This window comes from Saccharopolyspora sp. NPDC002376, assembly GCF_053593195.1.
Map to the genome: position 1 here is coordinate 21,330 of NZ_JBSFBZ010000010.1, position 16,457 is coordinate 37,786.

General features: G+C 67.3%; 17 protein-coding genes. 9 read left to right on the top strand and 8 right to left on the bottom strand.

The window, feature by feature from the left end; genetic code table 11:
• Positions 1–32 precede the first annotated feature (32 nt).
• The 5 genes from ACWCO2_RS09740 (at position 33) to ACWCO2_RS09760 (ending at position 5,616) form a co-directional block, all read left to right on the top strand.
• Positions 33–794, top strand: a complete 762-nt coding sequence (locus ACWCO2_RS09740; RefSeq protein WP_450127311.1) for a glycerophosphodiester phosphodiesterase family protein — start codon at positions 33–35, stop codon at positions 792–794.
• Positions 795–857: 63 nt separating this feature from the next.
• Positions 858–1,418, top strand: coding sequence for an SLATT domain-containing protein (locus tag ACWCO2_RS09745; protein ID WP_450127312.1), 561 nt, complete (start codon positions 858–860; stop codon positions 1,416–1,418).
• Between the two features lie 177 nt (positions 1,419–1,595).
• A complete protein-coding gene (locus tag ACWCO2_RS09750) occupies positions 1,596–3,068 on the top strand; it encodes an FAD-linked oxidase C-terminal domain-containing protein (RefSeq protein WP_450127313.1) in 1,473 nt (490 codons plus the stop codon).
• Positions 3,068–4,300: an FAD-binding oxidoreductase gene (locus tag ACWCO2_RS09755; RefSeq protein WP_450127314.1), complete on the top strand. Its 1,233-nt coding sequence runs from the start codon at positions 3,068–3,070 to the stop codon at positions 4,298–4,300. The genes ACWCO2_RS09750 and ACWCO2_RS09755 overlap by 1 nt, the downstream gene beginning before the upstream one ends.
• Positions 4,300–5,616 carry a (Fe-S)-binding protein gene (locus tag ACWCO2_RS09760; RefSeq protein WP_450127315.1) on the top strand — a complete coding sequence of 439 codons (1,317 nt, stop codon included), beginning with the start codon at positions 4,300–4,302 and terminating at the stop codon, positions 5,614–5,616. The genes ACWCO2_RS09755 and ACWCO2_RS09760 overlap by 1 nt, the downstream gene beginning before the upstream one ends.
• Positions 5,617–5,693: 77 nt before the next feature.
• Here the strand turns inward: ACWCO2_RS09760 and ACWCO2_RS09765 are convergent, their stop codons facing one another.
• The 5 genes from ACWCO2_RS09765 to ACWCO2_RS09785 all read right to left on the bottom strand — a co-directional run bounded on the left by ACWCO2_RS09765 (position 5,694) and on the right by ACWCO2_RS09785 (position 8,265).
• Positions 5,694–5,975, bottom strand: a complete 282-nt coding sequence (locus tag ACWCO2_RS09765; protein WP_270949128.1) for an HU family DNA-binding protein — start codon at positions 5,973–5,975, stop codon at positions 5,694–5,696.
• Positions 5,976–6,158: 183 nt separating this feature from the next.
• Complete coding sequence (locus ACWCO2_RS09770) at positions 6,159–7,022, bottom strand: phosphotransferase family protein (RefSeq protein WP_450127316.1); 864 nt, start codon at positions 7,020–7,022, stop codon at positions 6,159–6,161.
• 13 nt (positions 7,023–7,035) lie between these two features.
• The gene (locus tag ACWCO2_RS09775; RefSeq protein ID WP_450127317.1) at positions 7,036–7,530 is read right to left on the bottom strand and encodes a glycine-rich domain-containing protein; all 495 of its coding nucleotides are present in this window, start codon (positions 7,528–7,530) and stop codon (positions 7,036–7,038) included.
• Positions 7,531–7,708: 178 nt separating this feature from the next.
• Positions 7,709–8,044 carry a hypothetical protein gene (locus ACWCO2_RS09780; RefSeq protein WP_450127318.1) on the bottom strand — a complete coding sequence of 112 codons (336 nt, stop codon included), beginning with the start codon at positions 8,042–8,044 and terminating at the stop codon, positions 7,709–7,711.
• Entirely contained in the window at positions 8,041–8,265 is a 225-nt protein-coding gene (locus ACWCO2_RS09785; protein ID WP_450127319.1) for a hypothetical protein, read from the bottom strand. Before ACWCO2_RS09785 ends, ACWCO2_RS09780 begins: the two co-directional genes overlap by 4 nt.
• 505 nt (positions 8,266–8,770) lie before the next feature.
• Between ACWCO2_RS09785 and ACWCO2_RS09790 the strand changes: the two genes are divergently transcribed.
• Together ACWCO2_RS09790 and ACWCO2_RS09795 are read left to right on the top strand one after the other, a co-directional pair.
• Positions 8,771–10,153, top strand: a complete 1,383-nt coding sequence (locus ACWCO2_RS09790; RefSeq protein WP_450127320.1) for a helix-turn-helix domain-containing protein — start codon at positions 8,771–8,773, stop codon at positions 10,151–10,153.
• Positions 10,154–10,164: 11 nt separating this feature from the next.
• The gene (locus ACWCO2_RS09795; protein WP_450127321.1) at positions 10,165–10,539 is read left to right on the top strand and encodes a hypothetical protein; all 375 of its coding nucleotides are present in this window, start codon (positions 10,165–10,167) and stop codon (positions 10,537–10,539) included.
• 141 nt (positions 10,540–10,680) lie between these two features.
• Here the strand turns inward: ACWCO2_RS09795 and ACWCO2_RS09800 are convergent, their stop codons facing one another.
• The 3 genes from ACWCO2_RS09800 to ACWCO2_RS09810 form a co-directional block, all read right to left on the bottom strand.
• Entirely contained in the window at positions 10,681–11,184 is a 504-nt protein-coding gene (locus ACWCO2_RS09800; protein ID WP_450127322.1) for a hypothetical protein, read from the bottom strand.
• Positions 11,185–11,365: 181 nt separating this feature from the next.
• Positions 11,366–12,226 (bottom strand): nucleotidyl transferase AbiEii/AbiGii toxin family protein, encoded by an 861-nt coding sequence (locus ACWCO2_RS09805; protein ID WP_450127323.1) that lies wholly within the window; start codon positions 12,224–12,226, stop codon positions 11,366–11,368.
• Complete coding sequence (locus tag ACWCO2_RS09810) at positions 12,223–12,789, bottom strand: type IV toxin-antitoxin system AbiEi family antitoxin domain-containing protein (protein WP_450127324.1); 567 nt, start codon at positions 12,787–12,789, stop codon at positions 12,223–12,225. The genes ACWCO2_RS09805 and ACWCO2_RS09810 overlap by 4 nt, the downstream gene beginning before the upstream one ends.
• A 182-nt stretch (positions 12,790–12,971) precedes the next feature.
• On the opposite strand from ACWCO2_RS09810, the gene ACWCO2_RS09815 reads away from it, so the two are divergent.
• Positions 12,972–14,186 (top strand): acetyl-CoA C-acetyltransferase, encoded by a 1,215-nt coding sequence (locus tag ACWCO2_RS09815; protein WP_450127325.1) that lies wholly within the window; start codon positions 12,972–12,974, stop codon positions 14,184–14,186.
• A gap of 14 nt (positions 14,187–14,200) precedes the next feature.
• Positions 14,201–16,414: a 3-hydroxyacyl-CoA dehydrogenase NAD-binding domain-containing protein gene (locus tag ACWCO2_RS09820; protein WP_450127326.1), complete on the top strand. Its 2,214-nt coding sequence runs from the start codon at positions 14,201–14,203 to the stop codon at positions 16,412–16,414.
• Positions 16,415–16,457 lie beyond the last annotated feature (43 nt).

A 16,457-nucleotide genomic window follows, 5' to 3' on the forward strand; every position in this document is an offset into this window, starting at 1 on the left:
CGGCGAGGACGGTTGTCCGGCAGGGTGAGGTGATGGGCCTGCCTCAGTGGATGTCCTCGTCGAACGGCTGCGGATGGTTCGCCTCATCACCGATCGCGCATCGCGGACTGCACGACGATGCCTGCGGGCGCCCGGAGAACTCCCTTCCCGCCTTCCGCTTCGCGGCGGACCGGGACATCCCCTTCGAGCTCGACGTGCAGCTCACTTCCGATGGTGTGCCCGTGGTGGTGCACGACGGGACGGTGGTCGACAGCGACGGGTCGCGATTCGCCGTTGCCGAGCAGCCGTGGAGCCGCCTGCGGAAGTTGCGCACCGGGACCGCCGGGGAGCCGATCCCGCAGTTGTTCGAGGCCCTGGAAGCCGTCGACGGTCGAGTCCCGATCGTCCTGGACGTGCGGCGGTGGACATTGGACACGTCGCGAAGGCTGGAGAAGACGGTGGTCGGGGCGCTGCGCGGATACCGGGGACCGGTCGCGCTGCAGTCGTTCGACCCGTTGGCGGTCTGGAACCTGCGCAGGCTCACCACCGATCGGCCGATCGGGCAGATCTCCGGACTGCTGCACTCCCGGAGTCCGATCGTGTCGGCGATCGGCCGCACCATGCTGACCAATTTCGCGACGTCGCCCGACTTCATCACCTACGAGCTGGCGGCCCTGCCGTCCCGGTTCGCGGAGTTCTGGCGCGCCAGGAAGATTCCGTTGATCGCGTTCACGGTCACCTCGGCCGCCGATGCGCAGCGCGCCGCGGGGGTCGCTGACAACTTCTTCTTCTCGGGCTTTGCTCCACCTGCGTAGAAGGGGATTCAACGTGCGTGTGAATCATGAGACGGTACCGGCGTGAACTTCCGGTCGCCCTCGTTGAGGGAGATTCCCTCCGGTGACGATGCCGACTACCCGGCGGCCGTCGAGGCGTACGTGCTCCGCCTGCACCGGTTCTACGACTGGCGCGCGCGGTGGCATCGCCGGTTCTACCGCAGCAGCGGGATAATGCTGATCCTGATCGGTGCCGGGATGCCGGTGCTGGCCGGATTCGACTACCCGGGCAAGCCGCTGCTGCTGTCGGTGGCGGGATTCGTCATCGCGGGGCTCACCGCGCTCCGGTCGTTCTACTCCTGGGATCAGTCCTGGGTGCTGCTGCGCAGCGCCGAACGCGCGATCGGGCACGCCTACCTCACCTGGAGGGGGACCGAGGCGTGGAGTTCCGGTAGCCCCGGAGGGCAATCCGATCACGACCGTCGTCGGGCGGCGTTGCGGCTCCTGGAGAAGGTGGTGGAGATCCAGGAGAACGAGGCGGAGGCCTACTTCAAGGGGCTGGCCTGGCCGCATCCCGACGGCGCTCACCACGCGACGGAGCGGCTACGGCCGGTCGATGCGGTGAAGCTGGAGCGTTCGGTCGAGCCCGTGGGAAGCGACGAGTAGACGGCCTCACCGGTCGCCAGAGCCCTCGACGGACTGTGCGATCGCGGGTCTCTGGGTGACAATCAGGTCAGGCGAACAATCTTGTCCACCTCTTGTATCTATGTTGTGAACAACATATCGTTCCGCCTTGAACGGAACGGGTTTTCCGCAAGACGGAATTTCTCGGGAGGCTGAGCAATGCAGTCGACCAGTACCGCGCTCGACCGGGTCGTGCCGCGGTTCCGCGCAGCGCTGCCGCCGGATCTGGTGATCACCGATCTGCAGCAGCTGCGCACCTACGAGTGCGACGGCCTGGCCAGTCACCGGGTCGTGCCGGCCGTCGTGGTGCTGCCCGAGACGGCGGAGCAGGTCCGCGATATCGTCCGGATCTGCGCTGAGCACGAAGTTCCTTTCGTGGCACGCGGTTCCGGCACCGGGTTGTCCGGCGGGGCGCTACCGCACGCGTCCGGCGTGCTGATCGTGACCGCGAAGATGCGGCGGATCCTGGAGATCGACCTCGCCAACGAGCGCGCCGTGGTGGAACCGGGCGTGATCAACCTCGACGTCACCCGGGCCGTGGCCGACCAGGGCTACTACTTCGCCCCGGACCCCTCCAGTCAGCAGGTCTGCTCGGTCGGCGGCAACGTCGCGGAGAACTCCGGCGGCGCGCACTGCCTGAAGTACGGCTTCACCACCAACCACATCCTCGCCCTCGAAGTCGTCACCCCCGACGGCGATGTCGTCGAACTCGGCGGCACGGCAAGGGAATCCGCCGGTTACGACCTGCTCGGTGCGTTCATCGGCAGCGAAGGAACTCTTGGCGTGGTCACCAAGATCACCGTGCGGCTGCTGCGAAAACCCGAGTCCGTGCAGACGCTGCTGGCCGGGTTCCCGTCGACCGACGAGGCGGGCGCGGCGGTGTCGGCGATCATCGCTGACGGCGTCACCCCGGCGGCGATCGAGATGATGGACGCGCTGGCCATCGAAGCCGCCGAGCAGGCCGTGCACTGCGGCTACCCGGAAGGCGCGGGCGCGGTGCTGGTCGTCGAGCTGGACGGCCCGACGTCCGAGGTCGAGCACACGTTCTCCGAGGTGGCGCGGCACTGCGAAGCGCACGGCGCGTTCGAGATCCGCGTCGCCGCCGACGACCACGAGCGCGCGATGATCTGGAAGGGCCGCAAGTCCGCGTTCGCCGCGGTCGGCCGGATCAGCCCCGACTACATCGTGCAGGACGGGGTGATCCCGAGGACTGCGCTGCCCGAGGTCCTCGGCCGCATCTCCCGGCTGTCCGCCGAATCCGGGGTGCGGGTCGCCAACGTCTTCCACGCCGGTGACGGCAACCTGCACCCGCTGGTGCTCTTCGACGACTCCGAGCCCGGTGCCAACGAGCGCGCGGAGCGGGTCTCCGGCGCGATCCTCGACCTGTGCATCGAGCACGGCGGTTCGATCACCGGGGAGCACGGCGTCGGCGCGGACAAGGTCAAGTACATGGGCCGCATGTTCACCGCCGACGACCTGGACACCATGCAGCGCCTGCGCTGCGCCTTCGACCCGGTGGGGATCTGCAACCCGGGCAAGGTCTTCCCGACGCCGAGGCTCTGCGGCGAGGTCCCCGGGCCCCGGCGCGGCGTGCACCCATTGACCGAAGCGGGATTGGCGGATCAGTTCTGATGCCCACCACGAGCAAGGACGCCCTGATCGCAGCGCTGGGCGAGGAACACGTGCGCGACGCCACCGAATCGGACGCGGTGTGCGGCGTCCGTCCACAATGGGTGGCCACTGTGGACGGGACCGAGAGCGCGTCGACGGCGATGAAGGTCGCCGCCGAGCACGGGCTGCGGGTGGTGCCGAAGGGATCCGGAAGCAAGCTCGACTGGGGCGCCGCGCCGACCGCGGTGGACCTGGTGCTCGACGTCTCGCCAGCCAGCGGAATCGTCGAGCACGCGGCGGGCGACCTGGTCGTGCACGCCTTGGCCGGAACCCCGATTGCCCAGGTCAACGAGGCTGTGCGCGCGGCCGGTCAGCAGCTCGCGATAGACCAACCGCTGCCGACCGCGACCGTGGGCGGGGTGGTCGCCACGGCCACTTCCGGGCCGTGTCGCCACTTGTTCGGCAGGGTGCGCGATCTGCTCATCGGCATCACGGTGGTCCGCGCCGACGGCACGATCACCATCGCTGGGGGCAAGGTCGTCAAGAACGTCGCGGGCTACGACATCGGCAAGATCTACACGGGTTCCTTCGGCACGCTCGGCGTGATCACCGAGGCGGTGTTCCGCCTGCACCCGGTCGCCGCCGAACACCGCTGGATCTCGGCCACCACCACCGATCCGTCGACCGCCGGCGCGGTGGCCGATGCGATCCGGCACTCCCAAGCGATGCCCACCGCGATCGAGCTGAACCGCGTCGGGGACGGCCCGATCACGGTGTGCGGGCAGCTGGAAGGCCGCCCCGAAGCCACCCACGCCCGCGCCGCGGAACTGGCCGCAACGCTCGGCGCCGAAGTTCTGGAGCAAGCCCCGACATGGTGGGGGAACCACCCGTTCGATCCCGACGGGATCGGCCTGCGTGTGGCCGACAAACCCGCTGAACTGCCGAAACTGCTGGCCACGATCCGAGAAGCCGCCAACGGTCTCCCCGTGACGACCCGAGGCGCGGCAGGGCTGGGCGTGCTGCACGTCGGGCTTCCCGGCGACACCGACCCGACCGCCGTAGCGGAGTTCGTCGCTGCGCTGCGAAGCCGCTGCGAGTACGCGGTTCTGGAGCGCGCGCCGCGACCCGTCCTGGCCGAGATCGATCCGTGGGGTCCGATCGCACCGGGACTGCTGACCCTGATGCGTCGGACCAAGGACCAGTTCGACCCGGAGCGCCGGCTCGCCCCGGGCCGGTACGTGGGAGGAATCTGATGACCGACACCCCGGCCCGCCCAGGTGCCTTCGACGCCCACCACCCGCCGCAGCGCGAACTCGTCGACGACTGCGTGCACTGCGGTTTCTGCCTGCCGACCTGCCCCACCTACGACCTGTGGGGCGAGGAGATGGACTCGCCGCGCGGGCGCATCTACCTGATGAAGGAAGGCCTCGAAGGCGAGCCCATGACCGACACCATGGTCGGGCACTTCGACGCCTGTCTGGGCTGCATGGCCTGCGTGACCGCCTGCCCGTCCGGTGTCCAGTACGGCACGCTGATCACCGAAACCCGCGCGCAGGTGGAGCGTCACCACGAACGCAGCCGCAGGGACCGCCTCATGCGCACTGCGATCTTCACGATCTTCCCGTACCCGAAGCGCCTCAACGCCCTGCGCGGACCGCTGGCCCTCTACCAGCGCCTCGGCCTGGGCAAGCTGTTCAAGAAGTCCGGCCTGATGGCGAAGCTGCCCGAAGGCCTGCAGACGATGGAATCCCTTGCGCCGCCGATCAAACGCGCCCCGAAGCTCGGCCACCGCGTCCCGGCCCGAGGCAAGCGGCGCGCGACCATCGGCATGATCACCGGATGCGTGCAGAGCGCGTTCTTCCCCGACGTCAACGCTGCGACGGCCCGCATCCTCTCCGCCGAGGGCTGCGACGTCGTGATTCCCCAGTCGCAGGGCTGCTGCGGCGCGCTCAGCGAGCACTCCGGCCGCGAAGAAGAAGCGGTGAAGTTCGCGCGAAACCTGCTCGACGTCTTCGAACGGTCCAGCGTGGACTACGTGGTCATCAACTCGGCGGGCTGCGGCTCGACGTTGAAGGAGTATCCGCGCCTGCTGCAGGACGACCCCGGGTACGCGGCGAAGGCCGAGAAGTTCTCGGCCCGGGTGCGAGACATCGCCGAGCTGCTGGTCGAACTGGGCCCGGTCGCCGAACGCCACCCGCTCCCGGTGGAGATCGCCTACCACGACGCCTGCCACCTGGCGCACGGCCAAGGCATCCGCTCCCAACCGCGAGAACTGCTGCGCGCGATCCCTGACCTGGAAATCCGCGAGATCAACCGCGGCGAACTGTGCTGCGGCTCAGCGGGCGTCTACAACCTCCTCCAACCGGAACCGGCCCGAGAGCTGGGCGACCGCAAGGCGGAGACCGTCCTGGCCACCGGCGCGCGCCTGCTCGTCACGGCCAATCCGGGCTGCTCGATGCAGATCCGAACGGCCCTGGAACGCCAAGGCGAACACATGTCGATGGCCCACACGGTCCAAGTCCTGGACGCCTCGATCAGAGGCCTACCCGTGGATTCCCTCCTCGACTGACCTTCCAGCAAAACGCCCCGCACCTTCCGGATTCCGGTGGGGTACGGGGAGTTTCTGAGGTACGCGCCAGGCAGGGCCTACTTGTTCACGGCTTCGCCGAGGGCCTTGGCCGGGGCGAACTTGACGACCTTCTTCGCCGCGATCTCGATCGACTCACCAGTGGAGGGATTCCGGCCGGTCCGCGCAGGACGCTCCGCGACCTTGAACTTCCCGATACCAGGCAGCGCGATCTCATCGCCGTTCTCCAACTGCTCGCCGACGATGAGGCCAACGGCTTCGAGAACTCGCTGGGCCGTCGCCTTGGGGACGTCCACGTTCTCAGCGATGTCAGTGACCAGCTGGTCCTTGGTCAGGGCCATGTCCTCTTCCCCTCCGTGCTTTGCGCAGACCGATGATCATCGATCGCGAAACATCCCTACCGCCCACGAGATACCGCAACAAACCCGAACCCGCCCACACCACCAAGATTCATACGAACGAGCGATCAACCACCTCGCAAAACCAGCACATTCCTGGCTCGGCCAGTCTCAAATCAACCAGCTTCAGCGGCGCAGGCGCCATGTTGCGTAGTTGCGTGCGAGTCGGGCTCGGTGTTGCTTGCCCGGCTCGTCGTCGGTGACGGCCCAGTGGGTCCACATGCCCGCGAGGTAGGCGGCGAAAGTCGTCACGGTCTGGTCGTCGGCCTCGGCGAATGCCGGTAGTTCGCGGCGTGCCCAGGTTTCGGCGTCGCTCGGCTCGTGGCCCGCTTCGACCAGCCGCAACACCAGGTAGGCGGGATCCACCCAAGCGGCGCCAGCGCCGGGGAAGCCCCAGTCGATGACGTGCACCTCGCTGTCGAGTCCGAGCAGGAATTGCTCACCGTGCAGGTCGCTGTGCACCAGGCGGTCACCATCCGCGAGTTCGGGTGCCCGCAACGCAAGTGCCGACATCGCGTCGACGTCCCAGTTGGAGGCGAGCTCGGGTGCGTCCGCGGCGAGTTTGACCCACCAGTCGACGCCGCCCCACCTCGCCCGGATCGGCCGCAGTCCAGGTGCGGGCAGTCCGCCGATGCGGCGGACAACGTCGGCGATGCGCGGCAGGTCCGGTGAGCTGGGGGAGAGGTCAGCAGGTCTGCCGGGCAGGTGCTCGAATCCGACCACGAGCCAGTCGCCGACATCTTCGGAGAACACCACTTCGGGGGCTAGCCCAGCGGCCAGTTGCCCGGCGGTGATTTCGTTGCGCAGGAACCGCATTCGGCGGGAAACGCCCTCGACGCCCTTGACGAAAACCCGCCCGGCGCTGGTGCCCAGCACAGTGGCGAGATCGCTGTTGCATCCCACGGTGATCTCGGTGGCTCCCGAGACGGGGCCGACGTGGCTCTCGACCGCGTCCCGCACGACGGACGGCAGTTCGGCCCAGGTGGTCACGTCGGCCCCGCTCTCAGTTCTTCCGGGTTTCGGTGTTCTCGTTGCCGGACACGCCCGAGGCAGCGCAGTTCCCGTCTTCGTCGCAGCCGCCGCAGCTGTACGCGTCGCGGATCCACAGCTCCTCGTCGACGCGGTATCCGGCCTGCAGGATCGACTCCAGCGTGACATTGCGGACGCTGGCCGGATCCTTGGAATGATCCGGCGCGCCGGGCACATCTTGTGGCACGTGATGCATGAAGTGCCCCGCAACACGCTGGCAGAACCGGGCGTAGTCCTTGGTGCAGAGGATGAACGCGTGCCACCCGATGTCGACCGGCTTGGACGGTGCCAGCCGGTTGTCGGGGAACTTGGCGCATGCGCCGAGGAACGCCAACGCCTGGTCCACGATGCGTTCGGCGAACTCGGGTTCCACGTTCTCGTCGATGGTGATGCGGTGGCAGAGTCGGGCGAACAGCTCGTCGGAGATCAGCGACCGCGCCTGCACGCAGTCGGAAATGACTCGGGTCATGTGCTTTACCTCCGTTGGTGGTCGTGGTGATCCGGAGAGGACAGGGCCGGGCTGTGTCGGGAGGGAGTACGCAGCCCAGCCCCGTCCGCGTGCCCGGTTGCCGCTGGGGGCGGAGGCGCACGGGCACGTGGAGACGGTGGGGACGCTGGTCGGGGGAGCAGCAGCATCCCCACCGAGTTCAGAGGGGTAGATCGCGCAGAGCGTCCAGAAGTCGGCGCAACATCGCCGGATGTCGCTGCATCGACTCGAGTTCCCGGTCGTCTTCCGGTGACTCGGACTCGACCACGGGCAGCCGTTGGGTTTCTTCGTCGGCCAGGTCGCCGCGCAGCACGACCGGATCGCGCAACCGGTGCCGACCGTGGCCGCGTGTCTCCGCTTCCACCCGTGCCACCAGGTAAGCGACGGTCAACGCGCCTTCGCCGCCAGCGTGGCGAGCCGGGGCGAAGTAGAACGTCGCCCACAGCGCGAACCCGCCAACGCTCAGCAGGCCCGTCGCGACGAACGCGGCGATCACCGGTCAGCCCTCACCGAGTCGACGACAACGCGGCTGCTCTCGGTGGCGGCGCTGCCACGCAGCTGTTCCCCGAGCTTGTCCACTGACGCGGCCAGGTTTCCCAGCTCTGCGGGGCTCCAACGACCTTGCTCGATGTCGTCGACGGCATACCCAAGCGCCAGGATCGCCCCTCGAATCATCGTCGCGAGCTTCGCGAACTTCTCGCGGTCCTGCGGAGTCATCGCGCACCTGCCACCGGAGGAAGCCCTGCGCGCAACCGCGCCGCCGCCACGATGCCAAGACAGTGCTTTGGGCCGAAGCCCCACACCGCACAAGCATCGGATTGCAGCTCGGTCAGCAAAGGGTCAGTCTCGAAAGACGACACCGTGCACCGCCTCCTCCGGGGCGTCCTCAGTTCCTTCGTGTTGGGCGTTGCGCCGTACCTGTTCGCGTCGTATACGCACCTCATCGGCGACGATGGCTAACCCGCAGGCCACGGCCGAGCTAAGGACAACGACGGCCATTGCAACGAGTGCTGTTGAAAAGCTGCCCACCTTCACCCTCCTGGCAGTCCCGGTCGCTTCAGCGCGAACCATTGCTTTGCGTAGTCATCACGTAACCGTGTGGAGTCGATGTGGGCGATGATGTGGGCGCAACTCCCACACTTGGCCGCGCCTTCTTGTCCGATCAGCTAGCTACGCTGGGACGCGTATCGGACACGTGCTGCGCACTCGACTGGAGACCTTCATGGCCCGTATGCCAGAAGCGATCGCCGAACTGCGCCGTGCTTTGGGAGCCGCGCTCCGCGGCTTCCGAGAGGCTTCACCGCTCGACCAAGGCGCAATCGGGAGATTCACCGCTTACTCGCGAACGTCGATCTCGCACATCGAGGCCGGCCGCCAGTTCCCTGCGCGTGACTTCTGGAAGACCGCTGACCAGGTGCTGGAAGCGGGCGGCGAGCTTCTCGCGGACTTTGACCGCGTTGTCGCGGACGAGAAGCGCATCAGGATTGCCGAGCTGCAAGGCACGCCTGTACGAAAGAGGGACCCAACAACACGACCACCGCGGTTTCCCGGCTCCCCGCACGATGACGATTGGCAACGTGACGACGTGAATCGCCGTGAACTACTCCGCCTGATGACGGTCACGGGAAGCTTGCTGTCCATTCCTGCAATCGATGTCGACCGGGTCCGACACGCCACCGCGAACCCCCGCCACCTAGGCGTTGCAGCCGTGGACTCCTACGAGCGTCTGAATGCCGAGCTGTGGAAGAAGTTCGCCGAGTCGCGGTCCAAGCGCGATGTCCTTCCGGCTGCGCGGCAACAACTCGCAGCCCTCAACGACAGCCTGAACGAGCCGCAGGCCGATGACCTGCGGCGCCGGCTGTGCACTCTCGCCGGTGATTTGTTCCAGCTCTGCGGCGAAATCTTCTTCGACAGCGACAACTACGCAGACGCAGCGCACTGCTACGCCGAAGCCGCTCACATCAGCAAGGAAGCGAACGAGTTCGACCTCTGGGCGTGCGCAATGACCCGGCACGCCTTCGTCAACATCTACGAGCGCCAGTACCGACATGCTTCCCCACTGCTCGATGGCGCTGCGCAGCTCGCGGTCAGAGGCAATCCCACCCGGACCACCCGATACTGGGTCGCTGCCGTCCAGGCCCAGACCTTTGCCGGGCTCGGAAACCTGCCCGCGTGCCAACGCGCTCTGGACAAAGCCGAGCATGTCGCCAACCTCGACAACAAGGCGCCTGCGACCGGCTGGCTCCGCTTCGAGGGATCGAGACTGGATGAGGAACGCGGGGCGTGCTTCGTGACGCTGCGCCGCCCGGACTTGGCCGAGCCCGCACTTTCCAAAGCATTGGGGCAGGCAACCTCGACGAGACGTCGTGGAAGTGTGCTCGTCGACCTCGCAACCGTCGGAGCCCAGCGTGGCGACGTCGACCAGCTCGTCATGCGCGGCTCCGCGGCTGTGGACAGCGCCAGGCAGACCACGTCGGTTGGCTACCTCGGCCGCAAACTCGTGGACCTGCGAGAACATCTGGTTCCGTACCTCGCCGATCGGCACGTTCGGTACCTGGATTCGCAGATCAAGGATGTTGTGATAGCACCCGGCTCAACGCAGTGAGGAGAGGTTCAGTGTCGGACGAAAAAGGGCGCGTCTTCCGCGAGACGTGGATCGCAGGGGTGAACAAGTACTACCCCGGCGAGCCGAAGCCCGGCTACATCACCCCGTGGGACGAAACGCCCGATTGGGAGCGAGCCAGTGCAGCCGCCGTGTACCAGCAGGTCCTCGACTTCATCCTCGCGACCAACGGCAGCACGGCCAAGCTCACCCGTGAGCAGAAGGGCCGCTTCGTCGCACTGTGCTGGATCGGGCAGATCTTCAAGCACTTCGACGATCCCAAACCTGCCTACGTCGCAGACTGGGATGCCATGCCCGAATGGCAGAAGGAAACCGACTCCGACATCTTCGAGCGCGTCGAACAAGACGTGACAGCTCGTTCGTCCTGACAGCCAACGACAGCAGCGCCCGCCCAGGAATTCGGACGGGCGCTGCTTAGTTTCCAGCCGCTGAAATTCACGCCTGCTGCAAAGGCGGATGACTCAAGTCGTGGCTACGGCAGCTTGCACGTTCGCCGCGGCGGGTTCGGGTCAGGGCTGGTAGCGGGCGGCGATCTTGGTGACCTGGCCGTTGTCGTCGAGCCAGATCTTGGCCGACTGGTTGTGCTGCTGGATGAAGTCATCCCTGCTGATCGGCACTACTCCCAGTCCCTCCGAGTCGAGCTGGGGCTCGGCGGTCGGCGTGCCGCCTTCGAACGGGCTGAGGAACTGGACATCCGGAGCGAGCGCGGCCACCTGGGTGGGCCCGCCTGCGGGAATCGTGTGGGGTGCCCCCATGGAGGAGTCGTCCCACTTGCCCTCGACGTAGGAGACCATCCAGCTGCTGCCGTTCCTGGCGAACTCCATGTTGACGGCGATGTCGACGGCGTGGACGTTCGGGGCCATGACGTCCGCCCTGACGGTCGCGGCGCCCACCGCCGATCCGGGCGGGGTTGACGCCGACTGCTCGGCCAGGGACGTGCACCCGCTCACGAACATCGCGGCGGCCAGCAGTCCGCCGGGGATCAGAATGGCCGTACGACTGATCTTGCGCATTTGTTTCTCCTGAAACTGGGAAGTTTCTGACTCCTCAATCAGAAAGACGTCCCGGGACCGCGGTGGTTGTCCCCGGCACCGCTCCGGTATGGCGGGCGTGCGCGACACCAAAGACCGCCGCTCCTGCGGTGGGTGGCTGAAGTTGTCAAGGCGTTGAAGGTGCGCGGTAGTGGGTGAGCCTTCAGTCGCGCTTGAACACCGGGTCGAGCACTGCTGCCACCTTGGCGATCTGGGCGTCGAGGTCCGATTCGCTGATGTCCTGGACGTGTTCCTTGCGCCGCCATGCGGCCCACTTGGTCTGGCCGATTGCGCCGTACCCGGCGATCACGGGCGCGATGGGGCCGAGAGCGACCTTGCGGTAGCGGGCAACAGCCCTGGCTGATTCGAGGAGCAGGTCCTCGTCGATGCCGTGCCTCTCGGCCAACTGGACGATGTCGATGTAGTCACGCCACCTGGTGCTGGCGATCCCTCGCTCCAGGATGGTCACGCCCTTCTCAGCTACGCTGGTCTCCGGTGCGTAGCCCAGCATCTCAATGTCGTCACCGAGGACGCGGGGAACCTTCACCGGCCGTGGCACCGGAATGACGGGGTCGCCTGTCGAGATGTCCCAGGCCACGACGACTTTCTGCTGACCGATGTGGCAGTTGACCCGCATCCGTAGGCCTGGGTACTCCGCTTCGTCGCGGATCTCCTGGACGCTGATCGTCTCCAGGTCGAAGGAGAGACCGTCTGCCACGTCGACCGTTGCCGCGTCTCGCACGATTTCGACGATGTGCTCTGGGGCGACGGAGGCACTGACCGCTTCGGCATCGACGTCCTTGGTCGGTCGGCGGACACCGTAGACAGCGAGCAAGATTCCGCCCTTCAGCACGAAGTTATCCTTGTGCTCGGTGCGAGTCAGCCGGTCAAGGAACGATTCGAGTGCATGGCGGGTGAGGTACTCGGCTGTGGGCGTGGGTTTGCCGGTCTTGGCGCCGTCAGAACGCGCCTTTTGCTGAATCTGCCGGAAGACGACGTCGCCGTGGGCGTCGCGATCGGTCACGTGAGTACCTCCAGTGCTTGAAGGATCGGGCCCTTGGTGCGTGGGAGCCGGGCGGCGATCGCCATGAGTTCGGCGGGCTTGCCTCCTCGGCGAATCCACTCGCGTAGTGCGTCCCTGCCGAGTTCGTATCCGAGGGCTCCTCGGAGGCGGAACGCATCCGCGATGCATCGCTCAGGTGAGTAGATGCCGATGTGGAGGTCGGATCCGGGGATCAGGATGTCGGTGCGACCGAGGTCGAACGTCGCCTTGGCGAACAGGTGCCAGTTGATGGCAGCCTGGGTGGCGGGGATGCGGGCGCCGCGTGGGATGGCGACGTCGAGGGCGTCTGGGATGGCGTCGGTGAGGTCGTGGAGGGCCAGCGCAGAGGTCAGGCAGATCGTCGCGTCAGGGCGGCGGGTCGCGGCCTCGATCCAGTCCCAGTCCGCGGCTGGAGCATCGGCTGGCCGGTAGATGCCGCGCGCGATGCGCTCGTACTGCCCTGACTGGGCCGCTCGGTAGAGGTTGCTCTTGGACATGCCCAGATCCTGCGCGTGCTTCGGACGCAGCGTCTCCACCTTCGTCACCCACTTCTGAGTCAAATCGTCTACAGCTAATCGTATCTGCACACGCTTCGTTCCACCATCCGCAGGTGGCGCCACGGACGGCTGGAACTGATCGAGATGCCAGTGGTTCGGCCATTGACTGTGACAGCTTTGGTGTCACACTCTGGGTGGAGTACCTGTCGCAACGAGGAGGCACGCCGCACATGTCCGAGGCGTTCGTCTACGACGCGATCCGCACACCGCGGGGTCGTGGCAAGAAAACCGGGTCGCTGCACGGGGTCAAACCGATCAGCCTGGTCGTGGGGCTCATCCAGGAGCTGAAGCGTCGCCATCCCGAGTTGGATCCCGCGCTGATCGACGACGTCGTGCTCGGCGTGGTCTCGCCGGTGGCCGACCAGGGCGGCGACATCGCCAAGACGTCCGCGCTGGCCGCCGGGCTGCCGGAGACGGTCAGCGGCGTGCAGCTCAACCGCTTCTGCGCCTCGGGTCTGGAAGCCGTCAACATCGCCGCGCAGAAGGTGCGTTCCGGCTGGGAGGACGCCGTGCTGGCCGGCGGCGTCGAGTCCATGTCGCGGGTGCCGATGGGTTCCGACGGCGGTGCCTGGGCGATGGACCCCGAGACCAACTTCGACACCTCCTTCGTGCCGCAGGGTATCGGTGCCGACCTCATCGCCACCCTCGAGGGCTTCGACCGGACCACTGTGGACGCCTACGCCGCGGAGTCGCAGACCCGCGCTGCCAAGGCTTGGGCCGACGGTCGCTTCGCGCGCTCCGTGGTGCCGGTCAGCGACCGCAACGGCCAGGTCGTGCTGGACCGCGACGAGCACATCCGCGCCAACAGCACGGTGGACAGCCTCGGCGGCCTGAAGCCGTCCTTCGCCGACATCGGTGAGCTCGGCGGGTTCGACTCCGTGGCGCTGCAGAAGTACCACTGGGTTGAGCGCATCGACCACGTGCACACCCCCGGCAACTCCTCCGGCATCGTCGACGGCGCCGCTCTTGCTCTGATCGGCAGCGAATCGCTCGGCGAGCGCACCGGTCTGCGCCCGCGCGCCCGCATCGTCTCCGCTGCGCTCAGCGGCGCGGATCCGACGATCATGCTGACCGGTCCTGGCCCGGCCGTGCGCAAGGCGCTGGCCAAGGCCGACCTGAGCATCGACCAGATCGACCTGGTGGAGATCAACGAGGCGTTCGCCGCCGTCCCGCTGAAGTTCATGAAGGAGTTCGGCGTCAGCCACGACAAGGTCAACGTCAACGGCGGTGCCATCGCCATGGGCCACCCGCTGGGCGCCACCGGGGCGATGATCCTGGGCACCCTGATCGACGAGCTGGAACGCCGCAAGCAGCGCTACGGCCTGGCCACGCTGTGCATCGGCGGCGGCATGGGGATCGCGACCATCGTGGAACGCATCGGCTGAAGGACACACGACACATGAGCGAGCAGAACACCATCCGCTGGTCCTCCGACGCCGACGGCATCGTCGTGCTGACCCTGGACGACCCGCAGCAGCAGGCCAACACCATGAACACGCGCTACCAGCGCAGCATGGACGAAACCCTGCAGCGCCTGGAATCCGAGCGCGAGAACATCACCGGCGTCGTCCTCACCTCCGCGAAGAGCACCTTCTTCGCCGGCGGTGACCTGCGCGAACTCGTCCAGGCCCGCAAGGCCGACGCTGCGCAGGTCACCGAGACCACCACCGGCGTCAAGCAGCAGCTGCGCCGGCTGGAGACCCTCGGCGTGCCGGTCGTGGCCGCGCTCAACGGCACCGCGCTCGGCGGCGGCCTGGAGATCGCGCTGGCCTGCCACCACCGCATCGCGCTCAACGACCCCAAGGCCCGCTTCGGGTTCCCCGAGGTCACTCTGGGTCTGCTGCCCGGCGCGGGCGGCGTGGTCCGCTCGGTCCGGCTGCTGGGCATCGCTGACGCGCTGCTCAACGTGCTGCTGCAGGGGCAGCGGCTGCGCCCGGAGAAGGCCGTCGAGATCGGCATCGTCAACGAGCTGGTGGACACCCCCGAGCAGCTGCTGGAGCGCGCCAAGGAGTGGATCAAGGCCAACCCCGAGGCGGCCCAGCCGTGGGACAAGCCCGGCTACAAGATCCCCGGCGGCACCCCGTCGAACCCGAAGTTCGCTGCCAACCTGCCCGCGTTCCCCGCGAACCTGCGCAAGCAGCTCAAGGGCGCCCCGCTGCCCGCGCCGAAGAACATCCTGGCCGCCGCGGTGGAGGGCGCGCAGGTCGACTTCGACACCGCGCTGACCATCGAGGGACGCTACTTCGTGGAGCTCGTGTGCGGGCAGACTGCGAAGAACATGAGCAAGGCGTTCTTCTTCGACCTGCAGCACATCAACTCCGGCGGCAGCCGCCCGTCCGGTGAGCCGACCTGGAAGGCCAAGAAGGTCGCGGTGCTCGGCGGCGGCATGATGGGCGCGGGCATCGCCTACGTCTGCGCCAAGGCCGGCATGCAGGTCGTGCTCAAGGACATCTCCCTCGAAGCGGCCGAGAAGGGCAAGGACTACTCGGTCAAGCTGGAGGAGAAGGCCATCGCCCGGGGCCGCTCCACCCAGGAGAAGTCCGACGCGCTGCTGGCCCGCATCACGCCCACCGACCAGGTCGAGCCGCTGTCCGGCTGCGACCTGGTGATCGAGGCGGTCTTCGAGGACACCAAGCTCAAGCACCAGGTCTACGGCGAGATCCAGGACGTCATCGATGGTGATGCGCTGATCGCCTCCAACACCTCGACGCTGCCGATCACCAGCCTGGCCGAGGGCGTGCGGCGCCGCGAGGACTTCATCGGCCTGCACTTCTTCTCGCCGGTGGACAAGATGCCGCTGGTGGAGATCATCTGCGGCGAGCACACCAGCGACAAGGCGCTGGCCCGCGCGTTCGACGTGGTGCAGCAGATCAAGAAGACGCCGATCGTGGTCAACGACAGCCGCGGCTTCTTCACCAGCCGGGTCATCGGCACCTTCCTCAACGAGGGCGTGTCGATGCTGGCCGAGGGCATCCACCCGTCGTCGATCGAGCAGGCCTCCTCGCAGGCCGGCTTCCCGGCGCCGGTGCTGCAGCTGTTCGACGAGCTCACCTTCACCCTGCCGCGCCGGATCCGCGACGAGTCCAAGCGCGCGGTCGAGGCGGCGGGCGGTACCTGGACGCCGCACCCGGCCGAGCAGGTGCTGGACCGGATGATCGACGAGTTCGACCGCAAGGGCCGCTCCGGCGGCGCCGGTTTCTACGACTACGCCGACGGCAAGCGCACCGGCTTGTGGCCGGGGCTGGTCGAGCACTTCGGCACCGGCCTCGATCCGTCCGAAGTGGACATCCTGGACCTCCAGGAACGGATGCTGTTCATGGAGGCGCTGGAAACCGTCAAGTGCTTCGACGAGGGCGTGCTGCGCTCGGTGCCGGACGCCAACATCGGCTCGATCTTCGGCATCGGCTTCCCGGCCTGGACCGGCGGTGTCGTGCAGTACATCAACGGCTACCCCGGTGGCCTGGCCGGATTCGTGGCCCGCGCCCGGGAGCTGGCCGAGCGCTACGGCGACCGCTTCGAACCGCCGGCATCCCTGGTGAAGCGCGCGGAAGCGGGCGAACCGCTCGACATCGGTGAGCCGGACAGCGGAATCGTCTCCGCCACGGCGGCCTGATCAGCAGCACCACCAGAAAGTGGCCCTGGATCTGTTTGATCCG

Coding starts and splice junctions, on each gene's coding strand:
- ACWCO2_RS09815 (WP_450127325.1), top strand. CDS start 12,972: ATGTCCGAGGCGTTCGTCTACGACGCGATCCGCACACCGCGGGGTCGT.
- ACWCO2_RS09800 (WP_450127322.1), bottom strand. CDS start 11,184: ATGCGCAAGATCAGTCGTACGGCCATTCTGATCCCCGGCGGACTGCTG.
- ACWCO2_RS09790 (WP_450127320.1), top strand. CDS start 8,771: ATGGCCCGTATGCCAGAAGCGATCGCCGAACTGCGCCGTGCTTTGGGA.
- ACWCO2_RS09760 (WP_450127315.1), top strand. CDS start 4,300: ATGACCGACACCCCGGCCCGCCCAGGTGCCTTCGACGCCCACCACCCG.
- ACWCO2_RS09740 (WP_450127311.1), top strand. CDS start 33: ATGGGCCTGCCTCAGTGGATGTCCTCGTCGAACGGCTGCGGATGGTTC.
- ACWCO2_RS09755 (WP_450127314.1), top strand. CDS start 3,068: ATGCCCACCACGAGCAAGGACGCCCTGATCGCAGCGCTGGGCGAGGAA.
- ACWCO2_RS09820 (WP_450127326.1), top strand. CDS start 14,201: ATGAGCGAGCAGAACACCATCCGCTGGTCCTCCGACGCCGACGGCATC.
- ACWCO2_RS09750 (WP_450127313.1), top strand. CDS start 1,596: ATGCAGTCGACCAGTACCGCGCTCGACCGGGTCGTGCCGCGGTTCCGC.
- ACWCO2_RS09775 (WP_450127317.1), bottom strand. CDS start 7,530: ATGACCCGAGTCATTTCCGACTGCGTGCAGGCGCGGTCGCTGATCTCC.
- ACWCO2_RS09765 (WP_270949128.1), bottom strand. CDS start 5,975: ATGGCCCTGACCAAGGACCAGCTGGTCACTGACATCGCTGAGAACGTG.
- ACWCO2_RS09785 (WP_450127319.1), bottom strand. CDS start 8,265: ATGACTCCGCAGGACCGCGAGAAGTTCGCGAAGCTCGCGACGATGATT.